Genomic DNA, 12,543 nt, shown 5'->3' with positions numbered 1-12,543 from the left:
CCCGCTCGGGGAAAAGGCGGCGCGCAGCGCCGGATGAGGGGAATGTTTCAGCGAACGTGGCGGCATCCCCCTCACCGACCTGGCTTGGCCAAGCCACCTCTCCCCGAGGAGGAGAGGAATAGAGGGTGACCTTGGCCATCTTCACGGCATCCATCCCAGGAAATTCTCGATCAGCTTCAGCCCCAGCGCCTGTGATTTTTCCGGGTGGAACTGCGTGCCGAAAATATTGTCGCGGCCGATGCAGGCAGTGACGGGCCCACCATAATCGGTGGTGGCGACCAGATGGGCGGGATCGTCCGTGCGGAAGTGATAGGAATGGACGAAATAGGCGTGGAGCCCATCCGGACCATCCGGAATGCCGTCAAGAAGGGCATGGTTCTGGGTCACTGCGATCGTGTTCCAGCCCATGTGCGGGATTTTGAGCGCCTGGGTCGCGGGCACGATCTTTTCGACGGCGCCGGGAATCCAGCCCAAGCCTTGCGTGACCAGTTTCTCGCGGCCTTCGCTCGCCAGAAGCTGCATGCCGACGCAGACGCCGAGAAAGGGCGTGCCGTTGCCGATCACGCGGTCCTCAAGAACCTCGGCCATGCCGGAGACTGCATCGAGCCCCGCCTTGCAATCGGCAAAGGCGCCGACGCCGGGCAGGACGATCCGATCGGCTTTGCGCACGCGCTCGGGATCGGCCGTAACCAGAATCTCGGTTCCATTCGCCAGCGCTGCGGCCACGCGTTCAAAGGCATTGGCGGCGGAGCGCAGATTGCCCGCGCCATAATCGATGATGGCGACCGTGCTCATGAGCGCACCTCAAATCCTGCAATGCGGGCGGTATCGATATCCCGGGCAAAGCGATGGCCGAGCGGAACAAAGCCACTCCGCTGCAGGCTGCGGCGGCGCGCTCCGGGGGCGGCGAAGCCGCAGGCGATGGCGAGAACGGCGTAGAGCCCCGTGCCCGCATCGGCGCCGATAAAAGGTGCGGCAAGGACGATGGCGACAAGGGCCAGAAGGAAGAAACTTAGATGTGCCCAGAGCCTATGGACCAGCGCATGAACCGGGGGCAGGAGAGCAGCAAACCAGGAGAAGCGCTCGCTGACCGCCACGGGCAGGGCAGTGGGATCATCGACGGAACGGTAGAGGGCATAAAGGGTCACGGGGGCACTCCCAGGACGGAATGAGGTCCACTTAGTGCAAAAAAGGCAAAGGGGGAAGGGCGGGGGGCCCAAGACCTCATCCTGAGGTGCGTAGCCAAGCGAAGTCTCGAGGGGCGGGGTGAGCGAGTGGACGCCAATTGGCACTATCGCTTTACCCGCCGTCACTGCCGGCCTGTCCCAGTAATCCATCTCACCGCCGCATGGACCACCGGGACAAGCCCGATAGTGACGGTAGCAAAAGGAGCGGGGCCGTCTTACAGCGTACCCTTGGTGCTCGGCACGCGGTCGGCCTGGCGGGGATCGATCTCTAGGGCGTCGCGCAGGGCGCGGGCCACGGCCTTGAACATGGACTCGGCCAGATGGTGATTGTTGTCGAAGTAGAAGTTTTCGATATGCAGCGTGATGCCGGCGTTAATGGCGAAGGCCTGGAAGAACTCACGAAAGAGTTCGGTGTCGATCTCGCCGATCTTGCCCTGGCTGAACGCGGCCTTGAAGACAAGGAAGGGCCGGCCCGAGACATCGAGCGCGGCGCGGGTCAGGGTGCCGTCCATGGGCAAATCGCAGGAGGCGTAGCGGCGGATGCCCTTTTTGTCGCCGATCGCTTGGCTGATCGCCTGGCCGAGGGCAATGCCGACATCTTCGACCGTATGGTGGGCGTCGATGTGGAGATCGCCCTTGCAGGTGATGTCCATATCGATCAGCGAATGGCGGGAGAGCTGGTCGAGCATGTGGTCGAAGAAACCGACCCCGGTCTTCATCTTGTGCGTGCCGGTGCCATCGAGATCGATCGAGACAGAGATTTCGGTCTCGTTGGTCTGGCGGGCGATGGTGGCGGTGCGCATGGGGTGTCTCCGAAGGTCGGCGGCTCCGTAGCAGATATGCAGAGGGGCGTGAAGATTGGGTTAGGGGACAGTGGGAGCGCAACCTCACCGAGTTGGCTTCGCCGAGCCATCTCTCTTCGAAAGCGAAAGGGATCAGAGGTGCCCCCTCCTGCCGCTGCACGTCGATCTCTCCTGCAGAGGAGAGGTGGGTTTCGCCCGGTTGCAATCGATCGGGTGGTTCCTAAATATCAGACAACAGTTCGGAGTAATTTCCCCAATGAGTGAACAGCAATCCCCCGGCTGGCACGGGACGACGATCGTTTCCGTGCGCAAGGGCAGCAAGGTCGTGGTGGCCGGCGATGGCCAGGTTTCCATGGGCCCCACCGTGATGAAGCATGGCGCCAAGAAGGTGCGGCGCCTCGCGGGTGGCAAGGTGATCGGCGGCTTTGCCGGATCGACCGCGGATGCCTTTACCCTTTTCGAGCGTCTCGAAGCCAAGCTCGAGCAATATCCCGATCAACTGATGCGCGCCGCCGTTGAGCTGGCCAAGGATTGGCGCACCGATCGCTATTTGCGCAAGCTCGAAGCCATGATGATCGTGGCCGACAAGACCGACACGTTGGTGCTGACCGGCAATGGTGACGTTCTGACTCCCGATCACGGCGTTATCGCCATCGGCTCGGGCGGCAATTACGCGCATTCTGCGGCTCTTGCCCTGCATCAGGCGACCGAGCTCGATGCCGAAGAGATCGCGCGCCGCGCCATGAAGATCGCCGAGGAGATTTGCGTCTACACCAACGGCAATGTGACGGTCGAAAGCATCGAGCTCTGAGCCCGTGACCTACTCCATCCGGCGCCTCAACCCAGACGACCTCGACTCTTACCGCGCGATCCGCCACGAGGCTCTGTTCAATCATCCAGAAGCATTCTTGTCCTCAGCCGAAGCTTTCGAGCAGACGTCGATGGGCGAGATCGCCCAGATGCTCGATTCTTTGACGGTTTTCGGCGCGGTGCTGCCCGACGGCTCGCTGGGCGGCATCAACGCATTCGAACAAGGCGGAAGCGCCAAAGAACGGCATCGCGGCTGGATGCTTCAGGTTTATGTGCGGCCCGAGCATCGGGGCACCGGAATGGCGCGCGCGCTCGTCGAACACCTTGTCGAGCATGCGCGGCAGCACGTGATCCAGGTCCATCTTGGCGTCTGGTCGGAAAACCAGCCGGCCATTCGCCTTTACGAAAAGCTGGGCTTTGCAACCTATGCGACCGAGCCCCGCTACCTCTTCGTGAACGGTCGATATGTGGACGAACACCTGATGGTGCGCTTCCTGGATCGGGACCCGATCCAACAGTGAGGCACCAATCGAAAGTGATAAAACAATGAGTGAAACCAATTTTTCGCCGCGCGAGATCGTTTCGGAGCTCGATCGCAATATTGTCGGTCAGCACGATGCTAAGCGCGCTGTTGCGGTGGCCCTGCGGAATCGCTGGCGCCGGCAGCAGCTTTCTCCCGAATTGCGTCGGGAAGTAACGCCGAAAAACATCCTGATGATCGGGCCGACCGGAGTTGGCAAGACAGAGATTTCGCGCCGTCTCGCGCGCCTCGCTCAAGCCCCCTTCGTCAAGGTCGAAGCCACCAAATTCACCGAAGTCGGCTATGTCGGCCGTGACGTCGAGCAGATCGTGCGCGATCTCGTAGAAGCCGGGATCACCGTTCTCCGCGACAAGCGCCGTCGCGATGTGCAGGCCCAGGCCCATCACAATGCCGAGGAGCGGGTGCTTGACGCGCTGGTCGGCACGTCGGCCACGCCCTCGACGCGTGACAGCTTCCGCAACAAGCTCAGAAACAACGAACTCGACGACAAGGACATCGAGATCGAGATGACGCCCACTGCGCCGCAGGGATTCGATTTCCCCGGCATGCAGGGGGGCGTGGGCATGATCAACCTGTCGGACATGTTCAAGCAGGCCATGGGCGGGCGCGGGGTCAAGCGCAAGATCAAGGTCAAGGAGGCGTATGAACCGCTGGTGGCCGAAGAGGCGGACAAGCTCCTGGATCAGGAACAGCTCAAGGCCGAGGCGATCGAACTCGTTGAAAACCACGGCATCGTCTTTATCGACGAGATCGACAAAGTTGCCGCGCGCGAAGGCGGCGTGCAGGGCGGGCCCTCACGCGAAGGCGTGCAGCGCGATCTCCTGCCGCTGATCGAAGGGACGACCGTCTCGACCAAACATGGGCCGGTCAAGACCGACCATATTCTCTTTATCGCTTCGGGCGCCTTCCATGTGAGCAAGCCCAGCGACCTCTTGCCCGAATTGCAGGGCCGCCTGCCAATCCGCGTGGAGCTGAAAGCGCTGACACGCGAAGATTTCATCCGCATCCTCAACGACACCGAGGCAAGCCTTGTGCGTCAGTATGTGGCGCTGATGTCGACCGAGGGGGTGACGCTGGAGATCACCACCGATGCGATCGAGGCCATTGCGGATGCGGCGGTCAAGGTTAATTCATCGGTCGAGAACATCGGCGCGCGGCGGCTACAGACCGTGATGGAGCGGCTGGTCGAGGAAATCTCCTTCGATGCGCCCGACAAGGCGGGGCAGACCATCACCATCGACGCCGATTTCGTGCGGGAGAAGGTGGGTGTTCTCGCCGGCGATACGGACCTGAGCAAGTTCGTGCTCTAGGGCCTTCGTGGCACTAGAACAGATTGGATTGCCCGGATAAATCGGGCAATGACTTGGTCGGAGATCGAGCTCCGACAGCATCGTCACCACCCGGCTTGTCCGGGTGGTCCACCTTTTTGTAGATGTGGAGCCGATGGGTGAAGGCGCGCCTACCGCTTCGGCCCGCTCCGTCTGACCAGCTCATCCCGCAGAAATCGCAAGTCTTCCGGCTCCAATCGGTCGATATTGTCGCGCAGCCGATTGGTCAATTCCGTGGCTTCGGGGTTGAGGCCGCCAGTATCGATCGTCACTTTGGGATCGGAAATCTCGGCCAGGCGCTGCAGTTCCTCCGCTTCATCCCAGATGATATTGAAAAAGGCGATGATGCGGTGGAGGAGGAAGCTTGTGGGAGTGCCGCGCTTGCCGTGTTCGAGCGCGGACAGATAGGCGCTCGAAACGCTGAGGGCTGCCGCCATTTCCTTGAGGGAAATGCCACGCGCTTCGCGCAATGCCCGCAATTTGGCGCCGAGCGGAGTCACGGGCGCCTCAGGCGTACATACCAGGCGCCTTCGCCACCATGTCCGCGGGCGGCAAGACTCCAGCCCGAGATCAGATGCGAAAGACCCGGTTCGGAAAGCCAGATCGGCAGCATGGTGCGCAGGATGCCCCGCTCGGTCATGGCGGCAATGTAGTCGTTTTCGGTTTTTGCCCCTTTTCCGGTGATGACAAGCAGCGTGCGGTCACCGCGGGCCGCACGGGACCCGATGAAGCGGCGCAGGGTTTCGCGCGCCTGCGCCTGGGTCATGCCATGAAGATCGATCGTTCCATCGATATCGATACGGCCGCGCCGGACTTTCTTGTGGATCGCCGGATCGACCTCCCGGTCGATTACGCGGGCGGGCTGGCTGGGCGCCTGGTAGGGCGGAAGAAACGGTTCTTTGGGCCGGCCTCGCCTGGGCGGCGCCTTGATGGCGGGAGCCGGTTCGGGCTCAGGAAGGGGCAGGGGACCGGAGCCGAGTTTGAGGAGCCCCTTGCGACGCAGGGGCTCGACGGTTTCCGAGACCTTGGTCCAAAGGTGAAAGTCATGCGGCAGGCGCTTAGGGTCGCGCTTGGACATATTGGAGCGCCTGCCGGGATATCAGTCGAGCTGGCTCGTGGTAATGACCTTCCAGTTCGGATCGCGCGATTTGGGATTGCGCGCAAAGGTCCACTCGTCGGCGATGGTCTGGACCTGGTCGGCATTGCCCTCGACGAGGTTGCCATCCTTGTCGCGGATGGCGGACACCACCTCGGCGTGGAAATCGACGGTCACAAGCACGTTCTTCTTGTCGTATTCGGCGCCGACAATGGCAATCTTGGGCAGGCCGACGAAGGTAAAATCGTTCTTTTGCCCGGCCGCCTCGCGCTCGCTGATAGCGCGGGCAAAGCTGTCATAAACATCCTTGTCGAGAAGGTTCTTGAGCGTCTGGCGATCGCCTTCGGCAAAACCGGTGACGATCATCTCGTAGGCCTGCTTGGCGCCTTCAAGGAATGACTTGGGCGTAAAGGTGGGGTCTGCTTCCGATACGGCGCGCAGGCCTTGGGCAAGATCGGCATTTCCGGCGGAAGCCTGTTCGATCTCGGCCTCGAGCTTGCGGGCGCGGCGCTCGTCATCGAGATTGGGGGCATCGGCTGGGCGCGGGCGAATCGGCACCACCGTTTCATCGGCATTGGCGTTCTTTTCGGTGGGCGTCGAGCGGCTCCGATCGATCGGCGGGCGTTCATTGCCGGTCCGCGTTCCCAGAACCGAACGCAGGCGAAATAGCACGAAGACTGCTACCACGATGGCAATGAGGGTGGGCAGATCGAGAAATTCGTCCATGAAAAGGTGCACCTGAATAGCGGGGCGCCCAAAAAGGGCGGTGGAGCGCTCGCCGAGCGCGTGTCTGTTTCCTATATATAGGAAAAGCTTTAGCCCAAAACCAGTTCACATGCGGCCTGGTGCAATTTGCCGCGATAAATGCTGCAAAGGATCTGCCTTGCTCCGCTTTGCTCCTCTTCTGCTTCTGGCCTGGCCCCTGGCCGAAATTGCCCTGTTCATCGTTGTGGGCCGCTTTATCGGTGTGGTGCCGACCCTGGTGCTGATCGTGGCGGCGGTCTTGCTCGGGATCATCGTTCTGCGCCAGCAGGGGCTGGGCGTGCTCAACCGCATGCGCGCCAATGTCAGCACCGGCACGGTTCCGGGCGAGGCACTGTTCGATGGCATGGTGCTGGCCATAGCCGCGGTGTTTTTGATTATCCCCGGGTTCATGAGCGATGCTATTGCCCTGGCGCTGCTTGTCCCTCCAGTGCGCAAGTGGCTGTACCGAGCCCTAACGCGCAATGTGCGTGTCGTGCAGACGACGGCCACCTATCGTACTTATCCGGTTAATGACACGCCGACGCGGATCGATGCGCCCTCGACCATCGATCTTGATGACGACGACTGGCAGCGCAAATAGCGCTTGATCCCCGTGATTGCTTGTCCGCCTGTGGCAAAGATGCTAGCCAGCCGGCCAAGGAACGCTCTCCCCATCTCAAGAAGGACCTGACATGGCCGAAGAAAATCAGGACGCAGCCGCGCCGCAGCCCGGCAATGCCCCCAGCATGAACCTCGTGGGTCAATATATCCGCGATCTGTCCTTCGAAAATCCGGGTGCCCCCGGCTCCATCTTGGCCGGTGGCGGCAATCCGGCCTTCAACGTGTCGATCTCGGTGGGCGTCAAGAAGCAGACCGACGAGCTCTATGCTGTGGAGCTGAACCTCAAGGCCAAGGCCAATCGCGAAGAAACCGTGCTCTTCAATGTCGAACTGGTTTATGGCGGCGTGTTCCGGATGAAGAACATCCCCGAGGCGCAGCTATCGACCCTGCTGATGGTCGAGTGCCCGCGCCTGATCTTCCCCTTTGCCCGCCAGGTGCTTGCCAGCGTGACCCAGCAAGGCGGCTTCCCGCCGCTGATGATGGAGCCGGTGGACTTCATGGCGATCTATCGCCAGAACCTTGCCGCGCTCGCTGCCAAGCAGCAGGACGGCGCCCCGGCCGATGCCGAGGTCAAGCCGAACTGAATTCAAGTTTTGGCGAACTGGAGAACCCCGGCGCGAGCTGGGGTTTTTTGTTGGATAAGTCAGTGCTTGCGGGCACGCCATCGCCCTTTGCGGCAGCGTGAAGGGTTTGGCAGGAATAAGACGCTACTCTGCCGCTGCGCGTTCAGCATATTGCGCCCAGATGGCGCTTTCGCCCATCTTGGCGATGAACGCCTCATGTGCGGTGGCTTCCTCGGGGCGGATGCGGGGCGGCAGCGGCACCGGGCGGGGCAGGGCGGCGACCCGCGTCGCCAAGCCTTCACTGCCGTCACCCTCGGCCTCGGCCATCAAGGCCAGGCTCACCTGCTTGCCGCCGATCAGCTCGAGATAGACCTCAGCGAGAATCTCACTGTCGAGCAGGGCGCCGTGCAAGGTGCGGCGGGAATTATCGATGCCATAGTGCTTGCAGAGCGCATCGAGGCTGACGCGCGCCCCGGGATGCTTCTTGCGCGCCAGCATGACCGTATCGATCACGTCATTGCTCAGGGTCGGCAGACCGGCCCAACCCAGTTCAGCATTGAGAAATCCCATGTCGAAAGGGGCGTTGTGGATGATCAGCCGGGCACCATCGACAAAGTCGCGGAATTCATCGGCGACGGCCTTGAACACGGGCTTGTCGCGGAGAAATTCTTCGCTCAGCCCGTGAACGCGGAATGCCTCTTCGGGCATGGAGCGCTCGGGATTGATGTAGACGTGAAAGGTCTGGCCCGAGGGGATGTGATTGATCAGCTCGACACAGCCGATTTCCACGAGGCGATCGCCTTCGGCGTGCGAAAGGCCCGTGGTTTCCGTATCGAGCACGATTTCGCGGATCATGGCTTTGCCTCTCTGGCCCTTATGGCTGCCATCAGCGCCGCAACCATGGCGTCGATTTCCCGGCGGGGACGCGCGGTGTCGAAAAGATAGGTGGCGCGCTTCTTCTTTTCGTCCTGCGGCATCTGCCGGGCAAGAAGCGCCTCGTACTTTTCCACGGTCATGCCCGGACGGGCCATGATGCGCTGGCGCTGGGTGGCTTCGTCCACGAACGTGACGGCAATGGCATCAAAGCCATAATCATAGCCGCTCTCGAAAAGCAGCGGGACCTCGACGACAGCAGCAATGCTCCCACGTTGTTCGTGGTTATCGAGAAAGGCTGCGATCTCTTTCCGCACCAGGGGATGGACAACCGCTTCCAGTGCCTTGAAGCCGGCAGGATCCTGCGCAAGGCGCGCGGCAAGAGCCTGCCGATCGATCCGGCCATCGACCTCGACGCCCGGAAACAGCTGTGAAACCGGAGCAACGGCAGCTCCGGAATAGAGTTTGGCGACGACCGCGTCGGCGGAAAGTGTCGGGATACCCTCGCGGGCAAAAGCGGCCAGCAGCGTGCTCTTGCCGGTCGCGATCGATCCTGTGACCCCGATCCGCCACATGGTCAATGGTCCAGCGTCGCTTCGATCCTGGCGCGCAGTTCCGCGGTAACCGTGGGCTTTATACCGAACCAGTCGGCAAAGCCGGGCACCGCCTGATGAAGGAGCATGCCGAGCCCATCGACCACCGGCAGACCCCGTGCCTTTGCATCGGCAAGGAGCGGGGTAACGAGCGGGGAATAAACAATGTCGGAGATCAGGGTGTTTTGATCGAGCTGGCCGAGGTCGAGCCAATCGAACCGGCTGCCATGCATCCCGACCGAGCTGGTATTGACCACAAGGCCAATCTTCGGCGCCAGGGCGGGAAAAGCATCGAACCCGTGCGCCTGGAAGTGCCCAGCGCCGAGCTCGTCGACCAGCGCCTGGGCATTGGCAAGGGTTCGGTTCAGCACATGGACAGTACCGCCGCGCCTTTCCGCAAGCGCCACAAGAACAGCGCGTGCGGCCCCGCCTGCACCGATAACAAGACTGTCTTTGGCTCCATCCGACCAGCCAGGTGCATTGGCATCGAGATTGCCGAGGAAGCCCAGATAATCGGTGTTATAGCCGTGAACGCGCCCCTGCCGGACCACAAGCGTGTTCACCGCCCCAATCTTGCGGGCGAGGGCGTCAACGCTGTCGCATAGGCTGAACACTGCTTCCTTATGAGGAATGGTGACATTGCCGCCAGCAAACTCGTTCGCACGCAGCCGCTCGAAAAATGCGGGAAGCGCCGCAGGGGCCACGTCAATGGCTTCATAAGTGCCGTCGATCCCCAATTGGCTCAGCCAGGTTCCGTGGATCAGCGGCGAGCGCGAATGAGCGATGGGGTGGCCGATAACGAATGCCTTGGTGGTCACGAACGGTTACGCCTTGAGGGACAAAAGATCGGGGGCGATGTCGCGCAGCGCTGCAATCAAGGGCAGGAGCGGCAGGCCCAGAATGGTGAAATAATCGCCGGTGATAGCTTCAAAGAGCCGAATGGACGGGCCCTCGAGACGGTAGCCGCCGACCGAGGAAAGGGCAGCCTCTCCTTCAAGATCGAGCACAGCGTCGCGCTCGGCAGGCGAAAAAGCGCGCATGCTCAATTCGGCCGTCTGCAGATCCGACCACACGAGGCGTTCCTCCCGGACAAGGGCGATGCCGGCATGAAGCCGGTGCGTCTTGCCGGCGAGATGATCGAGCTGGCGCGCGGCATCTTCGCGATCGACGGGCTTGTGCAGGAGCTCGGTGCCAAGGCTCAGCGTCTGATCGGCGCCGATCACGAGAGCATCGGGATAGCGGCGCGACACCGCCTCGGCCTTGGCGCGGGCAAGAAGGCCGGCAAGGTCGCGACCATCGGCCCCTTCGCCTAAAGCACGCGCTTCGACGGCGCGCTCATCGACCTCGGGCGCGATGGCCATGAAGACCAAACCTGCCTTCTCCATCAAGGCTTTGCGGGTCTGACTGGTGGAAGCAAGGATCAGCATGGCTCAAGTTTTTCCACACTGTCATCCCCAGCTCAAGGCCGAACTGGGGGAAAGACTCGCAAGTTTTACGCAAGCGCAGACTTGTTCGACCTGGCCCCGAGGAAGTTAACAATTCCTTTCCGCGCCTCGCCGGTGCGGGCTGGGGGAATCTGTGGGGACAACTTGATTTGGCACCGGAGGCTTTTCGACTCCGGTCTCCACAGGTCTAAACAAGTTCTTGACTCGGGAGTCACCTGATTAAGGCTTCATTAAACTCCGTTAACAGCGCTGCCGAAGCAGGCATGCCACAAATCTTAACAGAGCGTTAACGCTGTGCTGCGCGCAAGTGACGCCACAAGGCGAGATTGTGGAGGACCAGGAATTCCAGCTAAACACCGCCATAAAGAAGAAGATAGGAAGACAAAGAGTCTCTTTTGGGTTTTTGAAGGGACTGAAAGGACAAGACGGTGGCCAAGAAAAGAATGCTGGCAACGGTGCTCGGTGAGCGTCAGGACACCCCGCCGATATGGATCATGCGGCAGGCTGGACGCTATCTGCCTGAGTACCGCGAAACCCGGGCCAAGGCCGGGGGCTTTCTCGATCTTTGCTATAATCCGGAACTTGCCACCGAAGTGACGCTGCAGCCGCTGCGCCGGTTCGACCTCGATGCTGCAATCCTGTTTTCCGATATTCTCGTGATCCCGGATGCCTTGGGCCAGAACGTTCGCTTTGAAGTGGGTGAAGGACCAATCCTCGAGCCGATCGGCCTCAAGGGCATCGATGGGCTCAGCCGCGAAAGGGCTTTGGAGCATCTGGCGCCTGTGCTGGAGGCGGTAACGCGGATACGCTCGGCCCTTGCTCCAGAAAAGACGCTGATCGGCTTCTGCGGCTCTCCCTGGACGGTTGCAACCTATATGCTCAATGGACGCAGTTCGCCGGACCAGTGGGTCGCGCGGCGTTTCGCACTTGAGCATCCCGGCGCTTTTGCCCGGCTGATGGATGTCCTGGTCGAAACGAGCATCGATTACCTGGTGGCGCAGTTCGTGGCCGGCGCGGATGTAGTGCAGCTTTTCGAAAGCTGGGCGCTCAATCTCGACGATGCGGCATTCAACACGCAGGTGATCGAACCCAATCGCCGGATTATCGCGGGCGTGCGCCGGCGGATCCCCGATGCCCCGATCATTGGCTTCCCACGCGGGGCAGCCGGCAATCTCAAGCGCTATGCCGAACGCACGGGGGTGAATGCGCTTGGTCTCGATTACGCTACCCCACTCGATTTCGCCGACAGCACGCTGCCGAAGGACCTGCCGGTCCAAGGTAATCTTGATCCCTTGCGACTCGTTGTGGGCGGCGCGGCCATGGAAAAGCGCGTGATCGAAATCAAGGAGGCGTTTGCTAACCGCCCTCATATCTTCAATCTTGGTCACGGTATCGTGCCGGAAACGCCGATCGCTCATGTCGAGCGTCTCGTCGAACTAGTCAAAAAGGGCTGAACATATGTATGAATGGGCCAAGGCGCTGCATGTCATCTCCGTCATCGCCTGGATGGCCGGCATGCTCTATCTGCCGCGGCTTTTTGTTTACCACGCGGTGGCAGAAAAGGGTTCGGTACAGTCCGAGACCTTCAAGGTGATGGAGCGCCGGCTTTTGCGCGCGATCATGACGCCGGCCATGATCGCCAGCTGGGTTTTCGGTCTGACGCTGGTGCATCTGGGCGCCGCCGATTGGGGCTCGGGCTGGACCTGGAGCAAGGCGGCTTTCGTGCTTGTGTTAACTGCCATGCACGGGATCCTCGCGGGCCACGTCAAACGCTTTGGCCGGGACGAGAACACCAAGCCGCAGCGCTACTTCCGTATTGCCAACGAGGTGCCGACGCTTTTGATGATCGGCATCGTCATCATGGTGATCGTCAAACCGTTTTAGGCGGAAACGGATCAGGACGTTTCACGTGAATCTGCCAAAAAGCGCCGGGGCGGGA

General features: G+C 61.2%; 17 protein-coding genes. 7 read left to right on the top strand and 10 right to left on the bottom strand.

The features are described from left to right. Positions 1-141 precede the first annotated feature (141 nt). The 3 genes from hisH to hisB all read right to left on the bottom strand — a co-directional run bounded on the left by hisH (position 142) and on the right by hisB (position 1,990). A complete protein-coding gene (gene hisH, locus BM364_RS15100) occupies positions 142-795 on the bottom strand; it encodes an imidazole glycerol phosphate synthase subunit HisH (RefSeq protein ID WP_092425989.1) in 654 nt (217 codons plus the stop codon). After that, positions 792-1,148: a DUF2628 domain-containing protein gene (locus BM364_RS15095; RefSeq protein ID WP_175528628.1), complete on the bottom strand. Its 357-nt coding sequence runs from the start codon at positions 1,146-1,148 to the stop codon at positions 792-794. The genes hisH and BM364_RS15095 overlap by 4 nt, the downstream gene beginning before the upstream one ends. 254 nt (positions 1,149-1,402) lie before the next feature. Beyond that, a complete protein-coding gene (hisB, locus tag BM364_RS15090) occupies positions 1,403-1,990 on the bottom strand; it encodes an imidazoleglycerol-phosphate dehydratase HisB (RefSeq protein WP_092425985.1) in 588 nt (195 codons plus the stop codon). A 256-nt stretch (positions 1,991-2,246) separates the two neighbouring features. Here hisB and hslV point away from each other — a divergent pair, with 256 nt between their 5' ends. Genes hslV through hslU form a run of 3 tightly spaced genes read left to right on the top strand, consistent with a single transcriptional unit; the run spans position 2,247 to position 4,651 of the window. Continuing rightward, the gene (hslV, locus tag BM364_RS15085; RefSeq protein ID WP_092425984.1) at positions 2,247-2,801 is read left to right on the top strand and encodes an ATP-dependent protease subunit HslV; all 555 of its coding nucleotides are present in this window, start codon (positions 2,247-2,249) and stop codon (positions 2,799-2,801) included. Between the two features lie 4 nt (positions 2,802-2,805). Further along, positions 2,806-3,321, top strand: a complete 516-nt coding sequence (locus tag BM364_RS15080; protein WP_092425982.1) for a GNAT family N-acetyltransferase — start codon at positions 2,806-2,808, stop codon at positions 3,319-3,321. Between the two features lie 25 nt (positions 3,322-3,346). Beyond that, positions 3,347-4,651 carry an ATP-dependent protease ATPase subunit HslU gene (hslU, locus tag BM364_RS15075; RefSeq protein WP_092425980.1) on the top strand — a complete coding sequence of 435 codons (1,305 nt, stop codon included), beginning with the start codon at positions 3,347-3,349 and terminating at the stop codon, positions 4,649-4,651. Positions 4,652-4,800: 149 nt separating this feature from the next. Here the strand turns inward: hslU and BM364_RS15070 are convergent, their stop codons facing one another. The 3 genes from BM364_RS15070 to BM364_RS15060 are packed head-to-tail and all read right to left on the bottom strand — an operon-like array spanning position 4,801 to position 6,491. Beyond that, positions 4,801-5,169 (bottom strand): helix-turn-helix domain-containing protein, encoded by a 369-nt coding sequence (locus BM364_RS15070; RefSeq protein ID WP_092425979.1) that lies wholly within the window; start codon positions 5,167-5,169, stop codon positions 4,801-4,803. Next, complete coding sequence (locus tag BM364_RS15065) at positions 5,166-5,747, bottom strand: Smr/MutS family protein (protein ID WP_092425977.1); 582 nt, start codon at positions 5,745-5,747, stop codon at positions 5,166-5,168. Before BM364_RS15065 ends, BM364_RS15070 begins: the two co-directional genes overlap by 4 nt. Positions 5,748-5,768: 21 nt before the next feature. Beyond that, complete coding sequence (locus BM364_RS15060; protein ID WP_092425975.1) at positions 5,769-6,491, bottom strand: Tim44/TimA family putative adaptor protein; 723 nt, start codon at positions 6,489-6,491, stop codon at positions 5,769-5,771. 157 nt (positions 6,492-6,648) lie between these two features. On the opposite strand from BM364_RS15060, the gene BM364_RS15055 reads away from it, so the two are divergent. Continuing rightward, on the top strand, positions 6,649-7,110 hold the full coding sequence (locus tag BM364_RS15055; protein ID WP_175528627.1) for an FxsA family protein: 462 nt from the start codon (positions 6,649-6,651) through the stop codon (positions 7,108-7,110). 91 nt (positions 7,111-7,201) lie between these two features. Beyond that, positions 7,202-7,714, top strand: coding sequence for a protein-export chaperone SecB (gene secB, locus BM364_RS15050; protein WP_092425972.1), 513 nt, complete (start codon positions 7,202-7,204; stop codon positions 7,712-7,714). Between the two features lie 123 nt (positions 7,715-7,837). Here secB and dnaQ read toward each other — a convergent pair whose 3' ends face one another. Genes dnaQ through BM364_RS15030 form a run of 4 tightly spaced genes read right to left on the bottom strand, consistent with a single transcriptional unit; the run spans position 7,838 to position 10,586 of the window. Further along, positions 7,838-8,545: a DNA polymerase III subunit epsilon gene (gene dnaQ / locus BM364_RS15045; protein WP_092426388.1), complete on the bottom strand. Its 708-nt coding sequence runs from the start codon at positions 8,543-8,545 to the stop codon at positions 7,838-7,840. Further along, positions 8,545-9,141 carry a dephospho-CoA kinase gene (coaE, locus tag BM364_RS15040; RefSeq protein WP_092425970.1) on the bottom strand — a complete coding sequence of 199 codons (597 nt, stop codon included), beginning with the start codon at positions 9,139-9,141 and terminating at the stop codon, positions 8,545-8,547. Before coaE ends, dnaQ begins: the two co-directional genes overlap by 1 nt. 2 nt (positions 9,142-9,143) lie before the next feature. Beyond that, a complete protein-coding gene (locus BM364_RS15035; RefSeq protein ID WP_092425968.1) occupies positions 9,144-9,977 on the bottom strand; it encodes a shikimate dehydrogenase in 834 nt (277 codons plus the stop codon). 6 nt (positions 9,978-9,983) lie between these two features. Next, a complete protein-coding gene (locus tag BM364_RS15030; protein ID WP_092425967.1) occupies positions 9,984-10,586 on the bottom strand; it encodes a Maf family protein in 603 nt (200 codons plus the stop codon). A gap of 461 nt (positions 10,587-11,047) precedes the next feature. Between BM364_RS15030 and hemE the strand changes: the two genes are divergently transcribed. Beyond that, entirely contained in the window at positions 11,048-12,058 is a 1,011-nt protein-coding gene (gene hemE / locus BM364_RS15025) for a uroporphyrinogen decarboxylase (RefSeq protein ID WP_092426386.1), read from the top strand. Between the two features lie 4 nt (positions 12,059-12,062). Further along, positions 12,063-12,488, top strand: coding sequence for a protoporphyrinogen oxidase HemJ (gene hemJ / locus BM364_RS15020; protein WP_092425965.1), 426 nt, complete (start codon positions 12,063-12,065; stop codon positions 12,486-12,488). The last annotated feature ends 55 nt before the right edge of the window (positions 12,489-12,543 follow it).

It is taken from the genome of Devosia crocina (assembly GCF_900116545.1).
Lineage (GTDB): Bacteria > Pseudomonadota > Alphaproteobacteria > Rhizobiales > Devosiaceae > Devosia > Devosia crocina.
The sequence above is the reverse complement of the archived record's forward strand: the minus strand, read 5'-3'. Positions and strand labels throughout refer to the sequence as shown.